Here is a 21144-nt window from a genome sequence, read left to right on the forward strand (position 1 = left end):
AGCGGAGCCGGTGGCCGGAGCGGGGCTCAGACGCGGCTGACGAAGGTGAACCCGGCCCCGTCGACCGCGCTGCGGAGCGTCGCCTCGTCGAGCGGCTCGGCCGACGCGACGGTGACGCGGCCGGACGGCGCGTCGGCGACGACGTCGGTGACGCCGGGCAGGGCCGAGAGCCCGGCGCTGACCGTCTTCTCGCAATGGCCGCAGCTCATGCCGTCGACGGTCAGGACGGTGGTGATGGTGGACATGCGGGTACCTCCGGTATCGGACGCGGTCGGTGGGCGACGCCGACAACGACACCCCAAACCACGCCCGCATCCCAGGGACACGCCGCCCGGATGGCACCATCGAGTGGTTCCGGGAACCGATCGCCCCACCCGCCCGACGGGGCCCGCGGCGCGGCCCGGCCGCGTACCCTCGACAGCGGTTACGTCCGACCGACTGCCTGGGAGGCGCAGTGGTGATCGCCGTCCGGTCATTCCGTTCCGACGACGCTCCGCGGGTGGCGGAGATCGTGCACCGCTGCCTGCGGGAGGTGAACAGCCGGGACTATCCGGCGGAGGTCATCGACCGGATGTGCGAGCACTTCACGGCTCGGCGGTTCGTCGAGCTGTCCGCGGACCGGCACATCTTCGTCGCGGAGGACGAGGGGGTCGTGGGGACGGTCTCCCGGGACGGCCACAAGGTCTTCAGCATGTTCGTCGATCCGGATTCGGCGGGGCGCGGGATCGGCCGCCTGCTCATGGACCACATCGAGGCGCTGGCGGCGGCCGAGGGGCACGCGCACATGGAGGCCGGCTCCAGCATCACCGCGCACCGGTTCTACCTCCGGCGGGGGTACGCCGACGTCCGGGAGAGCGACTCCGGGTTCGGCCTCACCTACCTCGTCCGCAAGCCCCTGCGGCCGTCCGCCGGCTGAGCACCCCCGCCTCACGCCGCCCCGCGCAGGATGTCCTCGCCGTCCCGGCCCCGCAGGGCGAGTGCGGCCGGGAGGACGGCCGCCGTGAGGGCGACGGCCGCGCAGGCGGCGGCGAGCGCGCCCATCGTGCCCCAGGGCATGGCTGCGGGCGTCGGGCCGATGAGGTGGACGAGGGCCGCCCAGGAGCCGCCCACACTGATGGCCGTACCGAGGACGCCCATCGCCGTGCCGGCCGCCACGCACATCAGCGTCTCGACGGCGACGGTGCGCAGCACCTGGATCTTGGTGGCGCCGGCGAGGCGCAGCAGGGACAGTTCGCGCCTGCGGTCGGTGACGGTCATGACCAGGGAGTTGGCGAGGGCGATGGCCGCGTAGCCGATCGCGAGGCCGAGGATCATCAGCAGGGCGTTCCAGGCGGCCTCCGCGTCGGCGTTGGTCGCGGCCTTCCAGATGTCCTCGGGGGTGGCGAGCCGCGCCCCGAGTCCGTGGACGGCCGCCTCCAGGCCCGCCTCCGCCTGCTGCCGGTCGGTGCCGGACGGCAGCCGCAGGTCGATCCGGCTCGCGAGGGCGGGCCCGCCGACGCCGTCGGTGACGGCGTTCGGGCCGGTGACCCACGCCTGGACGGCCTCGGCGCCGGTGCCGAGGACGGCGGCGACCCGCAGCGTCCTGGGAGTGCCGTCGGCCAGGCGGACGGGCACCCGCTGCCCGACCGCGGGCGAGCCGGGCCAGGTGCGGCTGAGCACGATCGTGTCGGGGCCGAGGTCGGCCACGGAGCCGGCGACGACCGGCAGGCGGTCGACGGCGGCGAGCGCGGCGGGGTCGGCCGCGGCGGCGCGGAAGGGCACCAGGGACTCGCCGTCCTGCTCGGCCATCACGGAGGTCGGGGTGATGACGAGGGCCTGGACGCCGGGCACGGCGCGGACCCGGTCGACGACCGCCCGGTTCAGCCCGGGGGTGCCGGCGGGCGTGACGACGAGGTCGGCGGCGGCGAGCTGGTTGCGGACCTCGGTGGCCTGCGCGCGGTCGATGGTGTCGAGGCTGCCGAGCAGGCACCCGGCGAAGGCGACGATCAGCACCACCGGGGTGGTGGTCGCGGCGGTGCGGCGGAAGGCGGTGAGCGCGCTCTGCCGGGCGGTGGCCCAGACGATGCCGCCGCCGTCCTCGGCGGGGCGGCCGCGCAGCCGGGACGAGAGGCCGGGCAGCGCGGTCAGCAGGCGGAGCACCGGTCCGGCGAGCACGCCCGCGAGCAGCACGCACCCGGCGACGACGGCGAGCAGGAGGGCGAGCGAGTCGGCCGCGTTGGCGGCGGCGTCGGGCCACTGCCGGGCGGTGATCACGAGGGCCGCGATGCTGCCGCCGAGGACGAGCAGGCCGCCGGCCCAGCGGACGGCCGACGCGGCCCGGGAGTGCCGTTCGACGTCCGCCTCCGCCAGCGCCTCGCCGGGGCTGACCAGGCCGGCCTTGAACGACGAGAGCACGACGCCGCTCATCGCGGTCAGCAGCCCGATCAGGCCCGCGACGAGCAGCCCCCACCAGGTGATCGGGACGGTGAAGCCGTCCGGGACCATGCCGTGGCCGATCAGCCAGTGCCCGGCCACCGGCGCCCCGGCCGCGCCGAGCGCGCACCCGGCGGCGGAGGCGAGCACGCCGACCACGAGGGCCTCGCGGTTGACGAGGGTGCGCAGCTGCTTGCGGGTGGCGCCGATCAGCCGCAGGAGGGCGAGTTCGCGGCGCCGCTGGGCGATCGACAGCGCGAAGGTGGCGCCGACCACGAACACGGCGGTGCCGCCGGAGACCGCGGCGGCGAGGCCGAGCGGCGTCTGGACGTCGTCCAGCCGGCTGCTGACCTCGGCGTAGTGCGGGTCGGCCAGGCGGCGGTCGGCGCCGGTGAGCACCTGGGCGACGCTCGTGCCGCCGGTGGCGGCCACGGCCGCGCGGACGGCGTCGGCGTCGCCGAAGGCGGCCAGCACGCCGACGGCCGGGCAGTACCGGGCGGCCCGGGCGTCGGTGAAGAAGACGGCGTGCTCGAAGGGCTCCGCCTCGGTGATGCCGGAGACGGTGGCGCTGTGCGGGCCGTCGGCGGTGGCGAACCGCACGGGCTGCCCGAGCTGCTCGGGGCGGCCCCCGCCGATGACGACCTGGTCGTCGGCGGCCGGTGCCGCGCCGGCGGTCAGCCGGTAGCCCCCGAGGGCCGCCGAAGACCAGGCGCGTCCGACCTGGTCGCGCGGGCCGTCGGCCAGCTGGGCGTAGCAGGTGTGGTCCTGGACGGTCCGTCCGGTGCCGGCCACGGCGGCGATCAGGTCGGCCGGCAGGCCCGGCTGGAGGGGGACGGGCGTCGGCTGGGTGTCGCCGTGGACGCTCGTGAAGTCCACGCTCCGGGCGGCGGTCACCAGGACCGGGGCCTGCGAGTAGCGCTGGCGGGCCTGCTCGGGGACGCCGGCGGTGGCGGCGATGACCAGGATCGACGTGGCGATCAGGGCGACGCCGCAGGCCAGCGCGACGAAGCTGCCGACGAACGAGGCCCAGCGCAGGCGGACGGTGGCGATGGCGAGGCTCAGCATGCCACGGCCTCCAGGGCGGTCATCCTGGCGGCGACCTGCTCGGCGGTGGGCTGCTCCAGCGAGCCGGCGAGGCGGCCGTCGCGCAGGAAGACGACGCGGTCGGCGTGGGCGGCGGCGACCGGGTCGTGGGTCACCATGACGACGGCCCGGCCCGGGGCGTCCGCCATGGTGCGCAGCAGGGCGAGGACTTCGCGGCCGCTCTTGGTGTCGAGCGCACCGGTGGGTTCGTCGGCCAGCAGGACGGCGGGGCGGGTGATCAGGGCCCGGGCGATGGCGACGCGCTGCTGCTGCCCGCCGGAGAGTTCGCCCGGCCGGTGTCCGGCGCGGTCCGCGAGGCCGACGGCGGCCAGGGCGGCGCTCACCTCGGCGGCCGCGGGGCGCCGCCCGGCCAGCTTGGCGGGGAGCGCCACGTTCTGGGCCGCGGTGAGGGCGGGGAGCAGGTTGAAGGACTGGAAGACGAAGCCGATCCGTTCCCGGCGCAGCACCGTCAGCTCGTTGTCGCGCAGGCCGCTGAGGACGGTGCCGTCGACCCGCACCTCGCCCCCGTCGATCGGCTCCAGGCCGGCGGCCGACCGCAGCAGGGTCGACTTGCCGGAACCCGACGGGCCCATGACGGCGGTGAAGGTGCCGAAGGGGAAGCCGACACTCACCTCGTCCAGGCCGACGACCGGTTCGGGCCCGCGGCGGTAGGTGCGGTGGACCGCTCGGAGTTCGACGGCGAAGTGCGTGGCGTTCATGATCCAAGTCAACCGGCCGGGGCGGACGCGGCTCAATGGCCGGGGGTTCAGTCCTGGGGGTGTAGCTGGCTACACCCCCAGGGCGGCGTACCGGCCTACTTGTGCGGCACCGGGATCGAGGTCACCAGCTGCTGCTGGAGGTGGTCCGGGTTGGTGCCGTCGTCGTAGGTGGTGACGGAGGTCGTGTAGTCGGTGGTGCCGGAGACGCCGCTTCCGGCGATGGTGTTGCCGAAGTAGTCGCCGATGAACGTCGACGAGCCCTCGACCGGGGAGTCGAGCTGCGGGTCGAAGGCGTGGGCGCTCAGGCGGGTGTTGTGGCCGATCGGGCCGAGGGCCGGGTCGTAGAACTGGATGCTCGTGTTGACGCAGTAGTTGGCGGCGCCGTAGGGCGCGACGCCGGGGCTCTTGGCGTTGGCGGTGTCCAGCGCGAGCCCGGCGGCCGTCGCCTCGGGGCTGCCGGCCGCCGGGCAGGGGAGGCGGCGGTCGTAGAAGGCGACGCTGACGGTGCCGTCGGGGCCCGTCGTCAGGTTGGGCTGGAACTCGTCGACGGGCGCGGCGTTGTCGTTGACCCGGACCGGGGCCGACCAGGTCGCGCCGTCGTCGTAGGAGGCGGTGAGCAGGACGTTGACGACGCCCGTGCCGTAGTCCTCGTACGCCGAGTAGAGCGGGTAGTGGCCGTTCACCGGCTGCGTGCCGAGGGTGAAGGTGTCCTCGATGCCGTCACGGAACGTCGTATTGGCGTACGAGCCGGGCGGCGGCGTGATGTTGCCCTGCACGGTCGAGACGGTGGACCAGGTCCGTCCGCCGTCGTGCGAGGCGTCGAGGAAGATCGTGGTGCAGCAGAACTTGTGCGCCGGGTCGGAGTTGGTGAGCGTCGTGTACACCGTGCCGTCGGGGGCGACGTGCGGCAGCAGGTAGGTGGCGCCCTGCGGGGTGGACGGCGGCTCGGGGAGCGCCTGCGGGGCGGACCAGTCGGTGTGGGAGCCGTCCGGGCGGGCGTCGGCGTAGGCGACGTACGGGACGGGCGTCTTGCTGTGGAAGTCCACCCACATCGCGTAGATGCGGTTCCGGTGGGCGCTGTCGGGGTTGGTGTCGACGGCGATCCACTGCTTGTCGGGGCCGTTGCCGATGCTGTCGTAGGTCGCGACGTAGTCCGGCCGGCCGTTGTGGGTGGTGATCCACTGGGTGGCGGTGGTCGCGCCGTGCGGGCGCACGGAGAGGGAGATGGCCTGCGACGGGACGGCCGGGTTGGCCTCCTGGGCGGTGCCGGGGATGAAGTCGTGGGTGCCGTTGGGGTCATAGACGAACTGGTAGGGCAGGAGCAGGGAGTAGTAGTTGCCCCACGTGTCGAAGGCGCCGACGGGGTCGGTGTTGTCGGTCCAGCCCTCGTAGCCGGGGATGTGGCCCTGGACCGGCCAGGTGCGTCCGCCGTCGTGGGACTCGAAGAAGCCCAGCAGGTGGTTGTAGCCCTCGGCGCTCACGACCCACTTGGACGCGCCGATGAGGTGGCTGGGGTCGGTCGGGTCGACGCGCAGGTCCGACTCCGAGTGGCCCTTGACGAGCATCGGCGTCGCGGCCGGGTAGCCCGGGTTGCTGCCCGCCTGCGTCGCGTACGGCCCGGCGGCTCCGGTGTCCTCGCCGGTGGTGGCACCCGAGGCCGGGCAGGGCGTCATGCCGCTGTAGGCCCCGGCGGGGCCGCTGTTCACGGTGTAGGGCACCTCGGGGCGGTAGCAGCTGGTCCGCTGGGCGGTGGCCAGGACGTTCGTCACGTGGGAGGCGGCCTGGCTCGCGGCGTAGGCGGCGTCGGTCTGGGTGCCCTGCGGGAGGGCGGGGGCGGTCGCTGCCGAGGAGGAGAACGGGGAGAGGAGGGAGAGCCCGAGCAGGGCGGGGCCGAGGAGCAGGGAGAGTCTTCTACGGGTACGCAAAGGGAGGGCCTCCTACGTTCTGGGGTGAACCTGGGGCACTGCGTCCTGGAACGACGGGTCGGACGGCTCGTGGAGCGGGACCGGCGACTCGGCGTGATGACGGTAGGTGGCCGCGGGCACGCCAACAAGGTCGTCCGCGCGAACTTGACGGTCCGTTGACCGCGCCCCGGGGCCCCCTTTCCCCGGGGCGCGGACCTTGACCGGCGGCGAACACCGAGGCGGGGGCGGCCTGTTGGTCGATCGTGGCGACCGGTCGTTCGGCCGGTACGGACCAAGGGCGCCCCCGCCCGGCGGTGGTGACCGTCAGTGGCCGCCGCGCGAAGGCTCGCAGTCGGTGCCGTCGGGGTAGCCCGCGAACGCCTCTGCGGTGGCGCTCCCGACGTGTTCACCGCAGACCGCCCTTGGGGGATCAGTACGCGCTCGGCCGGTTCTCCTTCACCCAGCGCTCCTCGGCCTCGCTCCCGGTCGGCGGCGGCGCGAAGCCGTCGATCATCCAGAGGTCGCGTGGCGTTTCGTCGATGTGGAACTCGCAGTACAGCCCACGGTCCTTGGTGTGGGGCGCGAGCAGCGCGGAAAGCCTCTCCCTGGTCCGCCGGCGCTGGTCCGGGTCGTCCATGTGCCGCGCGATGTGCTCGACGACGATGCGCACGGCGTCCGGGGCGGGCTCGCCGCCCACGTGGAACGAGTCCGCCGCGACCTCGTGGAAGAGCGTCATCACGTAGAACGGCGGCAGCCCGAAGCCGGTGTAGAAGCCGGTGATGTCGTCGGCGAGCTGCTTCTTCTGCTGCGGGGTGTAGGTGCCGGGCGGGTGGTACACGTGCCAGAGCGGCATGGCTCTTCCTCCTGTGCGGATATGACGTGTGGTCGGTTACGGCCGGGCGTTCGGTTACGGCCGGGCGTTCAGCTGCGGCCGAGGACCGCGAGACCCTCCACCGGCCCGGACAGCGCGGCCTTGATCGCACGGGTCGCGTCGTCGACGAGCACCTCGCTGTCCCCGCGCTCGACGCCGTCGAGGACGATCCGGGCGACGTCGGCCGCCGCGATCTTCTCCACGGGGATGGCGGCGACCATCTCGGTGTCCGCGAACCCCAGGTGCACGCCGACGACTTGAGTGCCCTGCGCGGCGAGTTCGAGGCGCAGCGAGTTCGTCAGCGACCACAACGCGGCCTTGGACGCGCCGTACGCCCCTGCCCCGGCCCCCCACGACAGGAGCGAGTGCAGGTCGACGACGGCTCCCCCGCCGCGCGCGGCGAGCACGGGCGCGAAGGCCTGGGCGATGCGCAGCGGGCCGAGCACGTTGGTCTCGAACGTGTCCCGCACGAGGTCCAGGTCGGCGGTGAGGAGCGGCGACGGGTGCAGGACGCCGGCGTTGTTGAAGACGAGGTCGACGTCGCGGGCGTGCGCCGCGAGGGCGGCGACGGAGGCGCCGTCGGTGACGTCCAGCGGGAGGACCTCGATCCGCGCGTCACCGGCGGGGGTGGGGGCGGGCTTGCGTGCGGTGGCGTAGACCTTCGCCGCCCCGCGCCGCAGGAGTTCCTCGACGAGCGCCTTGCCGATGCCGCGCCGGCCTCCGGTGACCAGCGCGACGGAGCCTTCGATGACGGTCATGTGCCTTCTCCTCGCTTCACTTCGCTCTCGGATCAGGTTTAGATTATTACCATCATCTAAGTGGCCGCGGAAGTAGGCTCTTCCCCAGCCCCCCGGAGGAAGAAGGGACCGCCGACATGCCCCGAGTGTCACGAGCCGAGGCGCAGCAGCACCGGCAGCAGGTGATCGACGAGACGTCCCGGCTGATCCGGGAGAAGGGCGCGAGCCAGGTCAGCGTCCCGGAGGCGATGGCCGCCGCCGGGCTGACGCACGGCGGCTTCTACCGCCACTTCTCGTCGAAGGACGACCTCGTCGCCCAGGCCCTTCGGGCCGCGTTCGGCGAACGGCGCGAGGCCATGGACCGGCTCACCGGGGAGGGCCCCGCAGAGGGCCCCGAGGAGGGCCCGTCCCCGCGCACCGAGTTCGTGTCGCGCTACCTGTCGACGGTCCACCGCGACAACCCGGGCGGCGGCTGCCCGGCCGCGACCCTCGGCGCCGAGGCAGCGCGCGCCGAGCCGGGCAGCGCGGTCCGCACGGCGTTCACGGCCGGCCTGCGCGACCTCGTCGACGGCCTGCAACGGCTGGACGGCGACGGGCGCGAGACCGCACTCGCCGACCTGTCCACCCTCGTGGGCGCGATCCTCCTCGCCCGCGCGAGCGACGACGCCGAGCTGTCCGAGGAGATCCTCACCGCCGCACGCCACCACCTGACCACCCCGGGCGCGTAGGAAGTCGACCCCGCCGACTTCTCGCGCACGGCCTAGGTTCTGTACGGCGGATCATCGTCGGAGCCAGAGTCGGATTGATGCGACGGTGACGGTGCCGTGGAAGACGTAGGCGCGCTTGTCGTATCTGGTGGCGACCGCTCGGAAGCCTTTGAGGCGGTGGATTGTGCGCTCGACTTCGTTGCGCCTCTTGTAGGTCTCCTTGTCGAATCCGGTGGGCCGGCCGCCCCGGCTGCCTCGCCGCAGGCGGTTGGCCCGCTGGTCGCGGGGCTCGGGGATGGTGTGGCTGATTGCGCGTCGGCGCAGGTAGGCGCGGATGCGACGCGCGCTGTAGGCCTTGTCCGCGGTGACGTGGTCCGGCCTGGTGCGCGGCCGGCCGCCGCCCGGTCGCGGGACCCTGATCCGTTCCATGACGGCCTCGAACTGTGTGGAGTCGCCGGTCTGGCCCGGTGTGACGAGCAGGGCCAGCGGGCGCCGGCCGCCCTCGCAGGCCAGATGGATCTTGGTGGTCAGTCCTCCGCGGGAGCGGCCGAGGCCTTCGTCGCTCCGGTGCCGCGCCGGGATCCCCCTTTTCGGCGGATCGTCGGCGTCTCCTTCCTGGCGCCGGCCGCGTGCTGGTGGGCCCGACACGATGTGGAGTCGACGCTCGCCAGGCTCCAGTCGAGGCGGCCCTCGGCGTCGGCCTCGGCCTGCAGGGAAGTCAGGATCCGCTCCCACGTGCCGTCGGCGCACCAACGGCGATGCCGGTCGTACACCGTGGTCCACGGCCCGAAACGCGGCGGCAGGTCCCGCCACGGCACTCCGGTGCGCGCCCGGTAGAGAATCCCGTTGATCACCCGTCGATGACTGGCCCACCGGCCGCCCTGCCGCCCGTTCGCCGGCAGGTGCGGCTTCAGCCGGTCCCACTCGTCCTTGCTCAGATCTCCCCACCCCATGACCAGTACAACGAGCCGATCATGCGACGGTCACAAGATCCGCCGTACAGAACCTAGGCCGCCCTCGGCCGCCCGCCACATCCAAATTCCCGCGATCGTCGCACCCAAGCGTCGTGCGCCGGACCAGGGCGAACCCCGGTCCGGCGTACGACGTGTCACAGCTAGCTCACCACCGGTGCCACTTCACCTGGACCCCCTGGTAGACAACGAGGTTGCCGTCGTCCTGGATCTTCAGGTACGCACCGGGGCTGCCGCTGGTGGAGGTCGTCCAGAGCATGGCCCCGCCCGTGCCGTAGAGCACGAGGTTGCCGTCGGTCTGCATGGCGAGGTGGTCGCCGCGGCCGACCGTGTCCCAGGTCTGGGCCACGCCTCCGCCCGGGGCGTACATCACCAGGTTGCCGTCGGTCTGCATGGCCAGCCGGTACCCGCCCGGCGCGGTGATGGACTCGCCGCGGTAGAGGGTCTCCCCGGCGGCCAGAACCGCGTCAGGGCCCTGGGCGAGGCCGAGATCCTTCCACGGGTAGGAGTCCTTGCCCGGCGTGTCGCTGGTGCCGGGCGCGACGTGCTGGGTCCACCACTGGGCGAGCCAGTTGTGCCCATTGAAGAACACCGTCCGGTCGGACGCGGCCTGGTCGGGCGTGTAGACGGCGCTGGCGTCCCAGTCCTTGGCACGGGGTGCCCGGGGGCTGTCGTTGAGGTACCACAGCTGGTTGGTGTTGCCGGTGTCGCAGCCAGCGACGAGCGGCTGGGCCATGGCGCCCTCGTACGTCAGGCAGTGCGTGCCCTGCTGGTTGTGCAGGTACACCGTGCCAGTGCCGTCCGGTCCCGGCGCGACCCACCAGCGCTGGCTGGAGCCACCGTTGACGCCCCTCGCGTACACCTTCCAGGTCGCCGGGTCCAGGTCGAGGGCGGCGTTGTCGGAGTTGGCCCGCAGCAGGAGCCAACCGCTCCGGTCGTCGACGCTCGCCGCCGTCCAGTCCCAGGCGTGGCCGTCGTCGGCGAACGGCCAGGTCTCGGCCGTGCCCGCGTTGGAGCCGGTCAGCAGCGCGCCGTTGGCGGCGGCGGACTGGATCCGGTAGCTGTTTCCGGCGCTCAGGGCGACGCTCGGCTTCCCGGCGAACATCGGCCCGCTCTGCGGCGGGTCCGGCACGGGCAGCACGCAGGTCCCGGCCGCGGCGGCCGGGGCCACCGTGCCGACGCCCCGCCGGTTGTCACTGGTCAGGCCGTAGGTCTGGCCGCCCTGGGTGAGGGTGAAGTCGACCGGTCCGGTGATCGGCAGGTAGTACTTCAGCGGGATATCCCTGGACGCGCCGCTCGGCAGATCCTCGCACGCGCCGAGACGGATCGTGACGCGGTGGAAGTCGCCCTTCAGGCCGCCGACGTTGCTGCCGGTGTGCCCGGGCGCGACGTTCTTGATCTCCTTCCAGTTGCCGTCCTTGACCAGCGCGGGCGCGGAGGTCGGGATGTCGAAGGCGATCTGCGCGTCGCCGCGCAGCGTCACACCGCTGTTGTTGGTGATCCGCAGGGTCGGCTGGAGCGGCCACAGGTCCTTGACGGCCGTCGGGAAGGCGACCAGCTCGGCCTTCACGTCGGCCACCTGGGAGGGCAGCGTCACGCTCGAACCGGCCGCCCGGGAGTTGCCGTAGGCACCCTGGCCGCGCAGCTTCGAGTCGAGCAGGCTGGTCATGGTGTAGCCCGTCCCGCACTCGCCCTGGGCGGGGCAGGCGTAGTCGCCCGCCAGCTCCCAGATCATCACGCCGCCCGCGCCCTTGGCGGACACGTAGTCGGCGACGGCGCCCACGCCCTGCTCGTCCTCGGTGGAGATGAACGTCTTCGTGGTGTCGTTCCACAGCCACGAGGACTTGAGGGTGTCGTCCCACTGCCGGGTGTAGCCGCTGGAGACGCTCTGGCCGCCGAGGCCGTAGGCGGGCAGGTAGGAGGGCGTGATGCCGCGTTCGAGGTTCTTGGCGTGCCACATCGGGTTCGACCCCGCGCCGAGCTCGCTGCCGTCCGGGTTGGTGTCGTGCCACAGGTTGTCGACGCCCGTCGCGCCCGCGCCGCAGGGCGAGGTCCCTCCTTGCTGACCGGTGCCGGCGGGGCACTTCGTCTGGTCGGGCATCGACGCCGTGCCCCACAGGCCGTTGCCGACTCCGCCGGTCACTCCGCTCCAGCCGCGGGTGTAGTACGGCACGCCGAGGTTGATCCGCCCGGCTTGCAGGGCGCCGCGGTAGTAGTGGTACGCCCAGTCCGTGTTGAAGTAGCCCTCCGCACGGTACTCGGGGTTCTTCGCCGTGTCGTAGATGCCGGCCGCGGCCAGCTCGCTATCCCGGCCGTCGTCGTACAGCGGCGCGTTCGGGCCGACGTTGTTGTTCCAGCTGCCGTGCAGGTCGTAGGACATGACGTTCGCGAAGTCCAGGTACTGGAGGGCGGCGAAGTTCTCCATGCCGCGCACCATGTAGCCGGAGCCGGAGCCGGCCGTCGTCAGGAGGTAGTACCGGCCGTCGGCCGTCGCCGCGCGGTCGAGCTTCTCGCGGATCGTCTTCATCAGCGCCGTGTAGCCCGCCGACAGGCCCGGGCGGCGGCTGTCCGACACCGGACGGTCGCTCGGGTTGCCGGCCTGCGGGAGGGCGGTCGGGTACTCGTAGTCGATGTCCACGCCGTCGAAGGAGTACTGGCGCAGGAAGTCCACGACGGAGTCGGCGAAGGTGTCGATCCGGTCCTGGGCGACGCTGCCGTCGCCGTTGACGGTGAGGGCGTAGAAACCGCTGGACTGCGCCCAACCGCCCACGGAGATCAGGGTCTTGACGCGCGGGTGCTGCCGCTTGTAGCGGGTGAGGAGGTTGAGCTCGCCTCGGTACGGGAGCGACTCGTCCATCTCCGCGCCCGGCACGCCCGGCCACGTCATGCCGACGTTCGGGTTGCTCGCGTCGGCGGGGTTCCCGACGGAGATGCGGTTTCCGTCGATCCAGGCGAAGGCGTAGTTGACGTGGGTGACCTGGCCCCACGGAATGCTGTTCGGGAGGTACATGTCCTGCCCGTTCTGCCCGGTGCGCCAGCTGCTTTGGTAGCCGACGACGCGACGGGGGTGGGCGGCACCCATGCGCTCGCGGCCCTGGTCGTCGTACGCGGTGCAGTACGGGGCCGAGACGCCCGCGGTCGGGGTCATGCCGTCGGGGCGGCAACTCGACTGGTCACCACCGGGGTTGGGGGCCCAGTGGTCGGCGGCGTCGGGGTCGGGCGGGGCGGTGGGGCCGTTGCGGGCTTGCACGGTTCGGTTGTTGATGGAGTTCAGCACGGTCACCATCGCGGCCATGGCGACCGCAGAATAGCCCAGATAGCTCTTCCGGTCCCGGATCGCACGAGAGATCTTGTCCCAGTCCTTGATCTCGGTGAACATTCGCGCCGCTCGCCAGACGTTCCCCGACCACATCGCGCTCCTGATGTTCTCCCGGACCAAGCGGTTACGGATCGATTCCGGGAACGCCACGACCAGGGTGGCCAGAGCACCCTTGAGCTCGTCGAGGCTTCGTAGGGACGCCGCGTTCAGAAGGGCGTCGACCGCAGCCTGCAGCGAATGGACACCGACGTCAATGTTGAGGGAATCACGCCCCATACCGCCGTAACTGGCGTCGAACGACAGCACTTTCCGCTCCACAACGACGTCCCTCGCCAGCCCAAGGACGTTCCTGATGGCGTCAGTGGTTAGCGCCTCACCCGAGAAGACGTAGGCCGTCTTCGTGGCAGTGACGTAGAAGGCATCAATGAACGTGTTCCTCTGCTTGAGGATCAACTGAACCGCGTTCTCGGCGACCTTGCCGTCGGTCCCCAAGTCACCTACCCCAAAAGCCAAGTACCCGGGCGTGGTGGGCAGAGTCGTCCCCGGGTGGGTGTAGTGAACGTTGCTCCCGCTCGCTCCCATCCCGTCGACGGCCACCCGGGCCGCGCCCGCGAGCGCCTGGAACGCCGTACGAACCACCCCGGTCCGCGTGAAGTACCGCGCGGCGTACGCTTGATCGGCATTCGGAGCGACGGCGACGGCCTCCGTCGGCGTCACCACGGCGAACAGGGCGAGGGTGAGCAGCGCGGCAAGCGCGCGCAGCGGGCGCCTCATGCCCAGTACTCATAGGTCGCACGGACATTCCACTTCCAGGTGAAGTACGCGATGGTGTACTTCTTGCCCTTCTGCAGGTCGAGGTCGTGCCGGCCCATTCCGCTGGTGTCGGTGACGAACGTCGACCCCATCGAATCGCAGGAACCGCTGCGCGGGCAGGCCCAGTCCCAGACTTTGTACTTCCCCAGGTCGGCGTCCGCGGGTAGATCACCCTCGTAGATCGCGATCCAGTCCGACGCGCCGTTCGGGTCGTTGTCGGCAGGTCCCGACCAGTTCACGGTGATCCCACGCACGGCGAACGTTCCGTCACCCACCGAGGCCTGTCCGACGGAGACATTCGTGATCTCGTACTCGACGTTCACCGACGGCTTGTTACCCGACCGCTCCGAGATCGTCCCCGGCCCCGAACGGGACACCCGGGTCGGCGGCGGCGCGTCGTCGCCGGACGCGGGCGTCATCTGGACCATGGTCGCCGCGAGCGCACTCATGAGGGCGACGGCGCCGACCGCGCGCCGCCACAGGGTTTTGGACATGAGGAAATGCCTTTCACGTTGTCGGGCCGGGAGGGCCACGGACCGGTGGCGGCAGTAGACCAGCCCGGCGTCGACAAAAGATCAACGACAGTCGTTGACCCACCGGATGCGGAGCTCGTGGGCGCCGAGGGGGATCGAGAAGGTGGAGTGGAGGGTGAGGTAGGTGGAGAGGGAGCGCTCGGCGCAGGGGCCGAGGAGGTAGCGCTCCAGGAAGTGGTGCTGGTCGCGGGGCATGGGGAGGAAGCGGATCGCGTCCCAGAGGGAGGCGAGGTTCGCGGCGGTGAGGTCGAAGGCGACCGGCGGGCGGTGGATGCCCGTGATCTCGACGGTGATGACGTGGTCGGCTCTCATCGGGCGAGGACCTCGCACCAGACGATCTTCCCGATGGGATCGCGGGGGCAGCAACCCCACGTGTCAGTGACGGATTTGACGAGCTGGAGCCCCCGCCCGGCCTCCTCGTCGAGGCCGGGCGGGGAGGGGACGGGCTCGCGGTCACCCCGGGCGTCGTGGACCTCGATGCGGAGACGGGAGGGGGAGACGTCGAGCGCGAGGTAGATGAGGTACCCGGTGGGCGTGCCGTGGAGGACGGCATTGGTCACGAGCTCGGAGACGGCGAGGAGCCCGGGCTCGAGGAAGCAGCTGCTGTTCGGGACGCCGGCGAGCAGCGAGGAGAGCCGCCGCCGCGCCTCGCCCGGCGCCCGCCGGCTGCGCGGCAGCCGGATGGAGGAGATGTTGACGGACATGGCGAAGTCACCAGCGGTACCTGCCAACTGCAGATCTCGGCGAATAGGTCAAATGGACCTCGATGCTCTCACCGCCCCTCGACGCCGGGCAACGAACTTCAGATCGGCAGATCCCAACCCGGACCGTCCTCCGTCCCGATCCACACCCGCTGTCCCGACCCCGAGACGGTGATCCCGAAGCCTTCCTGGTGAGGCTCGCCCTACTTCTGCCACGCCTCGATCGCGCTCTCCACTTGGTCCCAGAGGCGGAGCGGGCCGCGCTGCCCGACGGTCCAGCCGCCGTCCGGGGTGGGCATGGTCCGGGCCTGTGATCCGGTGGCCACGTCGGAAAGGATCTGTTGCCCGCCGACCCCCATCCGTTCGGCCGAGGGAGCCGCGAGCTGGGCGACCCAAGCGCCGGTCCACGTGCCGATCATCTCGGGGTCGATCCGGGTCCGGCGTTCGTCCCCGAGGAGCAGCGAGAGGCTCTGGCGGTGCGGCCGGTCGTGCGGTCGGGCGATCATGAAGCTGGTGTAGCCGGGCAGGAAGCGGCCGGTGGCCTCGCCGGGGCGCGTGACGACCAGCCGGGCGAGCCCGAAACCGAAGGACCAGCCGGACAGGGTGACCAGGATGGCGCCGCCGGGCTTCACTTGGTGCAACCACGGGGGCGGGACGTACCGGACCGCACAGGTGGCGATGAGCCGGTCGTACTCTCCGCCGTCCGGGTCGCCGAGCAGCCCGTCAGCGATGATCAGCCGCGGGGAGTACCCCGCTGCCCTGATGGCCGTGGCTGCTGCCGCTCCGATTTCCGGGTCGTAGTCGATAACCCGGGCGGCGGCTGCCCGGCCGCGACCCTCGGCGCCGAGGCGGCGAGGGCCGAGCCCGGCAGCGCGGTCCGCACGGCGTTCACGGCCGGCCTGCGCGACCTCGTCGACGGCCTGCAACGGCTGGACGGCGACGGGCGCGAGACCGCACTCGCCGACCTGTCCACCCTCGTGGGCGCGATCCTCCTCGCCCGCGCGAGCGACGACGCCGAGCTGTCCGAGGAGATCCTCACCGCCGCACGCCACCACCTGACCACCCCGGGCGCGTAGGAAGTCGACCCCGCCGACTTCTCGCGCACGTGTCGCGGCGGCCCGTCGGTTGTGGGACGGCCCCAGGGCTCCGGGCGGTGCTCGAACTGTTGCCGCTCCGGCATTCGGGTGAAAAGACCCGGAATGGCCTGGCGCGAATGGAAGGCGGTTCGGGCGCTGCCAGAATTCGGTTTCCTTGAACTCCACCCCCACAGGCGGTTCCGCCGAAAGCTGGAGCAGACCGTGCGAATCATCACATCACGCAACACCCCGGAACAGGCGACCGGTGGAGTCGCGGGGCGTTTCCCGTGGACGTTGATGTACCACTCCGTGGCGGCCGCAAGTGAGGATCCCTATCTGATCACCGTCGACCCTGCGCGGTTTCGCCGTCAGCTCCGCTGGCTGGCTTCCCGAGGACTGCGCGGGGTGGCGGTCGGCACCCTGCTGCGCTGTCATCGGAACGGCACCGCCGGGGGGATGGTCGGGCTGAGCTTCGACGACGGGTACCGCGACTTCGCCGAGGAGGCCATGCCCGCGCTGGTGGAGCACGGCTTCACCGCGACGGTGTACGTGGTGGCCGACCGCGTCGGCGGATACAACGACTGGGACCGGAAGGGCCCGCGCAAGCCGCTGATGACGGCGCACCAGGTCGACGAAGTCGCCGCCGCCGGGCTGGAGATCGGCTCGCACGGGCTGACGCACCGGCGGCTGGCCGGCCTGGACGCGCGGGACCTGGCGGCCCAGGTCACCGGCAGCCGCCACGCACTGGAGGACCTCACGGGCCGGGCGGTCGAAGGGTTCTGCTACCCCTACGGTTCGCTCGACGCCGCTGCCGTGGAGGCGGTGGCCCGAGCCGGCTACGACTACGGGTGCGCGGTCAGCCCCGGTGCCCACAGCGGGGTGTACGCGCTTCCTCGCTGCTACGTCGGCGACCGGGACGGGCCGCTGCGCATGACGGCGAAGCTGGTGCGCGACCGCTGGCGGCGATGACGGCCGACGGAGGCCCGCCGGGCGCCGCGGAGAGTGATGGCCGACCGGTCACGGCGCGACGGCGACGGGTTCCAGTCGTAGCCAGGACTCGTGCCAGAGCAGAGCGCACTGGCGGTCGCACCCTGTGATGAGCGGCTCGCCGCCGCAGCGCAGCCCGTGAAGGATGAACCAGCGCCCCGCGGCGGGCTGTTGCCACCAGGCGAGCGACCGGTGGCGGAGTTCGGAGGCCCCGTGCCGGGTGCCGGCGTGACGTTCCATGCCCGGCTGGAACGGCACGCCGTTCAGGCGGCCGTCGGGCCCGAGGGTGGCGCTGATCTCCGCGAGGCTGCGGACGGTCGCCCACCGGACGGCCGGCCGGGAGGCGGGTACCGGCGCGGGAGCCGGCTCCAGCCACTCGTCGCGGAACAGCAGCGCGCAGTCCAGTCCGCAGCCCTGCGTGCCGTCGGCTCCGTGACAGGTGGCACCGGCCAGGGCGACGGTGCCCGACAGGCGCCGCATGCGGTAGTGGTCGTCGACCATGCGCCGCACGATGCGCTCGACCCGGTAGACACCTCCGCAGAACGACCACTGGCTGAGGGTGAACCACAGGCCGCGGTGGCGGTCCTTGGCATCGAGGGTGGCACGCACCGCCGCCTCGTCCTTGACACGGACCCAGTCCCCCGCGGAGAAGCGGGAGGGTCGGCCGAGTGCCGGAACACCACTGTGGCGCTCCCGCAGGCCTTCACGTGCGATCCGGGCGCGGCGCACGACACCGAGCGGGGGAAGATCGCGCAAGGGGAGGTTCTTGTACTGGCACCGGTTCGCGGCCGTTCCGCAGCGCAACTCCGTGGAACCGGTCAACCAGGATTCCTCGACGGTCATCGGTAAAATCCCATCGGGTCGGAGATATTGGCACAGGCTAGCGCACCCTGACCATTCCGGACCGGCCCACCGGACCCTGTGGCTGCCATGTCGGGAGAAATACAGGCCCTCGGTGCGGCCAGCCATAGGACGCGGGTTCGATTCCACTCCCCACTCCCTTCTCCGGGAAAGTGGCACGGAGATTCCGGATCGGGGGAATTGCCGGATCAGTGACCCACGGAACCGGCCTCCACCAGGACGACGCCTGGTGGAGGCCGGTTCACGAATGCCCTCGAACCCTACTCACGCTCCCGCGCAACGGGTTCGATCAGGTGCGCCGTCGGCTGAGCCGCATGGCGGCCGCGCCGGCCGCGAGGAACGCGGCGGAGAGCCCGAGGAGGACCGGCATCTCCGGAGCGCCCGTATGAGCCAGCTCGCCGTGGTGGTGTCCGGCGAGGTGCTCCTCGCCCCCTCCGTGGTGGCCCGGCACCACCTCGTGCCCGTGCCCGCCGTGGTGGGCCGGCTTGTGCGGCGGCCGCACCGCCAGCTCCTCCGCAATCAACTTGATCTTGTTCAGGTTGTACGCGGACTGCTGGTTGGTCTGGCTCTGCTGGTTGGAGAGGTTGTTGGCCTGCGAGGCCGACTGGTTGTTGAGGGCCGTGTTCTGGGCGCTGTTCTGCGCGGAGTTGTTCGAGTTGCTGGTGGCGCTGTTGTTGGCGCTGTTGTTCAGGTTGTTGGCCACGGTGTTCTGCACGATGACGGTCACGTCGACGTGCTGGTCCTGACCCTGGTTCTGGTCCTGCTGGGTGTTCTGGTCCTGCTGGGTGTTCTGGTTCTGGTTCTGGTCCTGACCCTGGTTCTGGTTCTGGTCCTGACCTTGGCCCTGGTTCTGGTTCTGCTGGTCGTTCTGACCCTGGCCCTGCTCCGAGCCGCCGTGTTGGCCGTGCTCGCCGTGCTCCCCGTGCTCCCCGTGCTCCCCGTGCTCCCCGTGCTCCCCGTGCTCCCCATGTTCGCCGTGTTCGCCGTGCTCGCCATGTTGGCCGTGCTCGCCGTGTTCCCCGTGCTCGCCGTGGGGCTGGCCGTGCCCGGCGGGGGCGCCGGGAACAGCGGGCAGGCAGATGCACTCGCCGGGGCCTTGTCCGGGGATGTGGCCGTGCGACTCGTGGCCGGGCATCTGGTCGCAGTGCTCGCCGCCGTTGGCCCAAGCACCCTCGGGAAGCACCGATTCCGGCGCCTGCTCCATCGGCCGGTCCTGGTCGCCGGGCCGGAGGGCACCGTCCAGCGGCACTGCACCCGACTCCTGGCCATCGACCGAGAGCCCCTCGGGCTCGCTGCCGCCGTCGGTCCGGTGGGCCGGTCGGGCGGCCTGCGTCGACTGGAGATCGCTGCGGCCGGCGGAGGCCCAGTCGCCGCCGAGCGAGACACCGTCCTCCCGGGCGAGCCGCAGAAGGCTGTCGACCCATTCGCCCTGGGCCTGCGGCGAGTCAAAGGCCACACTGTGGTCGCTGATGGGCGAGGCATGGGCCACCCCGCCGGCACCCCACACGAGGGCGGCCGACGTCAGGCCCGACAGGACCAGGGTGGTGATTCGAGTACGCATGGCGCTCCTGGATGATCCGCAAAACGGATCTTCTGAATACGCGCCTGTACCACCGGGCTGCGGCGCGCGGCGCCGCGAGTTAACCGGCCTGGCCCAATGAATTACCGAGTACGGGCGAATGCCGCCCGCGTGGGCCGCCCTACCGTCCACGCCGCTGCTCCACTGCCACACCCGCGCCCCGACGACACCCCGTGACCGCGCGACCGCCTTCGGCGACATGCAGGGATCGTGGTTTGCGGTGAGCATCCCTTCCATGAGGATCTCACTCCCGGCGGCGGCCCTTGCCTGCTGCACCGCCGCCCTGCTCGTCCATCCCTCGGTCGCCGCCGCGGACAGCCCGGTTGCACCTATGCCGCGCACCTCCGCCGGAGGCGGCTCGGTCACCTCGGTGGCCCTCACTCCCGGCGGAAGAGTCATACCCCGCGCCACCCGCGCGTTCGAACTCCTCGGCGTGGTCTGGGACGGCTCCCCCGCTGCCCTCGCCGGGGGGTCCGTGCGGGTCCGCACCCGCGACGCCGTCACCGGCCGCTGGAGCAACTGGCACACGCTCGAGACCGATGCCGTAGACGGCCCCGACACCGTCCCGCACGGTGCCACCGCCCCCTTGTGGGCCGGCCGCAGCGACGGCGTCGCGGTCGACGTGCGCCCCGGTCCGGCCGGTCTCCCGCGCGGGCTGCGGGTCGAGCTGGTCGACCCCGGCCAGGGCGCGGCCCCCGTCGACGCCCGGACCCTTCCCGAGCGCCCGGCCGGGCCCGCCGCCCCCGCCGCACCGCGGCCCGGCATCGTCACCCGGGCGGGATGGGGCGCGGACGAGTCCATCCGCGAACAGGGCTTCGTGTACACCGGCGCGGTCCGGGTGACCTTCGTCCACCACACCGCGACCGCCACCGACTACGCCTGCAGCGACGCACCCCGGTTGATCAGATCGATCTACCAGTACCACGTGCAGAGCAACGGCTGGCGGGACATCGGCTACAACTTCCTGGTCGACCGCTGCGGGACCATCTACGAGGGCCGCGCCGGCGGCGTCGACCAGCCCGTCTTCGGCGCCCACACCCTCGGCTTCAACACCAACTCCTCCGGTATCGCCGCCATCGGCACCTACAGCTCCGACGATCCCCCGCAGGAGCTGCAGGACGGCCTCGCGAAGATCTCCGCGTGGAAGCTCGGCCTCACCGGCCGGACGGCCGACGGGACGTACCAGCTCACCTCCGGATCCGACGCCAGCCGCTACCCCAAGGGCACCGTCGTCGACTTCGACGCCATCTCGGGCCACCGCGACGGCTTCGCCACCGAATGCCCCGGTGACGCCCTCTACTCCAGGCTCCCCGCCATCCGCGGCACGGCAGCCGGCCTCCAGGGGTAGCTCCGGCCGCGTCAGCCGCACAGGAGCGGAATGACCTGTGACTGCCGGTCGTCCTGCCCGAGGGTCAGGACGCCCGGCAGTTGGCGTTCCCTGCGGTCGGCGGAGCCGGACTTCGCGAACGTCAGGCCGGAGCCCAGCGGATGCGGAGCTCGTGGGCGCCGAGGGGGATCGAGAAGGTGGAGTGGAGGGTGAGGCAGGTGGAGAGGGAGCGCTCGGCGCAGGGGCCGAGGAGGTAGCGCTCCAGGAAGTGGCGCTGGTCGCGGGGCATGGGGAGGAAGCGGATCGCGTCCCAGAGGGAGGCGAGGTTCGCGGCGGTGAGGTCGAAGGCGACCGGCGGGCGGTGGATACCCGTGATCTCGACGGTAATGACGTGGTCGGCTCTCATCGGGCGAGGACCTCGCACCAGACGATCTTCCCGATGGGATCGCGGGGGCAGCAACCCCACGTGTCGGTGACGGATTTGACGATCTGGAGCCCCCGCCCCGCCGCGGCGTGGGGGCCCGGCGGGGTGCGGCCGGGCGCG

19 protein-coding genes and 1 pseudogene are annotated in these 21144 nt (G+C 71.9%); 4 read left to right on the forward strand and 16 right to left on the reverse strand.

Features of this window, described 5'->3' with window-relative positions; translation table 11 throughout:
* Positions 1-26 precede the first annotated feature (26 nt).
* Positions 27-245, reverse strand: a complete 219-nt coding sequence (locus ACFXDE_RS13110; protein ID WP_380447629.1) for a heavy-metal-associated domain-containing protein — start codon at positions 243-245, stop codon at positions 27-29.
* A gap of 254 nt (positions 246-499) precedes the next feature.
* Here ACFXDE_RS13110 and ACFXDE_RS13115 point away from each other — a divergent pair, with 254 nt between their 5' ends.
* A complete protein-coding gene (locus tag ACFXDE_RS13115; RefSeq protein WP_380493690.1) occupies positions 500-916 on the forward strand; it encodes a GNAT family N-acetyltransferase in 417 nt (138 codons plus the stop codon).
* A gap of 11 nt (positions 917-927) precedes the next feature.
* Here the strand turns inward: ACFXDE_RS13115 and ACFXDE_RS13120 are convergent, their stop codons facing one another.
* The 5 genes from ACFXDE_RS13120 to ACFXDE_RS13140 all read right to left on the reverse strand — a co-directional run bounded on the left by ACFXDE_RS13120 (position 928) and on the right by ACFXDE_RS13140 (position 7747).
* Positions 928-3477 carry an FtsX-like permease family protein gene (locus ACFXDE_RS13120; RefSeq protein ID WP_380493692.1) on the reverse strand — a complete coding sequence of 850 codons (2550 nt, stop codon included), beginning with the start codon at positions 3475-3477 and terminating at the stop codon, positions 928-930.
* Positions 3471-4214: an ABC transporter ATP-binding protein gene (locus ACFXDE_RS13125; RefSeq protein ID WP_380493694.1), complete on the reverse strand. Its 744-nt coding sequence runs from the start codon at positions 4212-4214 to the stop codon at positions 3471-3473. Before ACFXDE_RS13125 ends, ACFXDE_RS13120 begins: the two co-directional genes overlap by 7 nt.
* Before the next feature lie 95 nt (positions 4215-4309).
* Positions 4310-6139: a sialidase family protein gene (locus ACFXDE_RS13130; protein WP_380493696.1), complete on the reverse strand. Its 1830-nt coding sequence runs from the start codon at positions 6137-6139 to the stop codon at positions 4310-4312.
* A 409-nt stretch (positions 6140-6548) separates the two neighbouring features.
* Positions 6549-6971 carry a tautomerase family protein gene (locus ACFXDE_RS13135; RefSeq protein WP_380493698.1) on the reverse strand — a complete coding sequence of 141 codons (423 nt, stop codon included), beginning with the start codon at positions 6969-6971 and terminating at the stop codon, positions 6549-6551.
* A 68-nt stretch (positions 6972-7039) separates the two neighbouring features.
* Positions 7040-7747, reverse strand: a complete 708-nt coding sequence (locus ACFXDE_RS13140) for an SDR family oxidoreductase (protein ID WP_380493700.1) — start codon at positions 7745-7747, stop codon at positions 7040-7042.
* A gap of 116 nt (positions 7748-7863) precedes the next feature.
* Between ACFXDE_RS13140 and ACFXDE_RS13145 the strand changes: the two genes are divergently transcribed.
* A complete protein-coding gene (locus tag ACFXDE_RS13145) occupies positions 7864-8454 on the forward strand; it encodes a TetR/AcrR family transcriptional regulator (RefSeq protein ID WP_380493702.1) in 591 nt (196 codons plus the stop codon).
* A gap of 51 nt (positions 8455-8505) precedes the next feature.
* Here ACFXDE_RS13145 and ACFXDE_RS13150 read toward each other — a convergent pair.
* From ACFXDE_RS13150 to ACFXDE_RS13180, 7 genes and pseudogenes are all read right to left on the reverse strand, one after another.
* A protein-coding gene (locus ACFXDE_RS13150) for an IS5 family transposase (RefSeq protein WP_380493704.1) occupies positions 8506-9386 on the reverse strand; the annotation gives its coding sequence in 2 pieces (ribosomal slippage) (positions 8506-9032 and positions 9032-9386; 882 coding nt in all).
* Positions 9387-9552: 166 nt separating this feature from the next.
* Complete coding sequence (locus ACFXDE_RS13155; RefSeq protein WP_380493706.1) at positions 9553-13497, reverse strand: glycosyl hydrolase family 18 protein; 3945 nt, start codon at positions 13495-13497, stop codon at positions 9553-9555.
* Positions 13494-14030, reverse strand: a complete 537-nt coding sequence (locus ACFXDE_RS13160) for a hypothetical protein (RefSeq protein WP_380493708.1) — start codon at positions 14028-14030, stop codon at positions 13494-13496. Before ACFXDE_RS13160 ends, ACFXDE_RS13155 begins: the two co-directional genes overlap by 4 nt.
* Before the next feature lie 81 nt (positions 14031-14111).
* Positions 14112-14381 carry a hypothetical protein gene (locus ACFXDE_RS13165; RefSeq protein ID WP_380493710.1) on the reverse strand — a complete coding sequence of 90 codons (270 nt, stop codon included), beginning with the start codon at positions 14379-14381 and terminating at the stop codon, positions 14112-14114.
* A complete protein-coding gene (locus ACFXDE_RS13170; protein WP_380493712.1) occupies positions 14378-14773 on the reverse strand; it encodes an ATP-binding protein in 396 nt (131 codons plus the stop codon). The genes ACFXDE_RS13165 and ACFXDE_RS13170 overlap by 4 nt, the downstream gene beginning before the upstream one ends.
* Before the next feature lie 200 nt (positions 14774-14973).
* Complete coding sequence (locus ACFXDE_RS13175) at positions 14974-15402, reverse strand: hypothetical protein (RefSeq protein ID WP_380448359.1); 429 nt, start codon at positions 15400-15402, stop codon at positions 14974-14976.
* Between the two features lie 33 nt (positions 15403-15435).
* Positions 15436-16038 (reverse strand): annotated as a pseudogene (locus ACFXDE_RS13180) (hypothetical protein); the annotation flags it as partial.
* 213 nt (positions 16039-16251) lie between these two features.
* Between ACFXDE_RS13180 and ACFXDE_RS13185 the strand changes: the two are divergent.
* Positions 16252-16815, forward strand: coding sequence for a polysaccharide deacetylase family protein (locus ACFXDE_RS13185; RefSeq protein WP_380493714.1), 564 nt, complete (start codon positions 16252-16254; stop codon positions 16813-16815).
* 48 nt (positions 16816-16863) lie between these two features.
* Here ACFXDE_RS13185 and ACFXDE_RS13190 read toward each other — a convergent pair whose 3' ends face one another.
* Together ACFXDE_RS13190 and ACFXDE_RS13195 are read right to left on the reverse strand one after the other, a co-directional pair.
* A complete protein-coding gene (locus ACFXDE_RS13190) occupies positions 16864-17655 on the reverse strand; it encodes a hypothetical protein (protein WP_380493716.1) in 792 nt (263 codons plus the stop codon).
* 328 nt (positions 17656-17983) lie between these two features.
* A complete protein-coding gene (locus tag ACFXDE_RS13195; RefSeq protein ID WP_380493718.1) occupies positions 17984-19255 on the reverse strand; it encodes a hypothetical protein in 1272 nt (423 codons plus the stop codon).
* Positions 19256-19508: 253 nt separating this feature from the next.
* Between ACFXDE_RS13195 and ACFXDE_RS13200 the strand changes: the two genes are divergently transcribed.
* The gene (locus ACFXDE_RS13200; protein ID WP_380493720.1) at positions 19509-20621 is read left to right on the forward strand and encodes a peptidoglycan recognition protein; all 1113 of its coding nucleotides are present in this window, start codon (positions 19509-19511) and stop codon (positions 20619-20621) included.
* Positions 20622-20742: 121 nt separating this feature from the next.
* Here the strand turns inward: ACFXDE_RS13200 and ACFXDE_RS13205 are convergent, their stop codons facing one another.
* Positions 20743-21006 carry a hypothetical protein gene (locus ACFXDE_RS13205; protein WP_380493722.1) on the reverse strand — a complete coding sequence of 88 codons (264 nt, stop codon included), beginning with the start codon at positions 21004-21006 and terminating at the stop codon, positions 20743-20745.
* Positions 21007-21144: the final 138 nt, after the last annotated feature.

This window comes from Kitasatospora sp. NPDC059408, from assembly GCF_042751525.1.
GTDB lineage: Bacteria > Actinomycetota > Actinomycetes > Streptomycetales > Streptomycetaceae > Kitasatospora.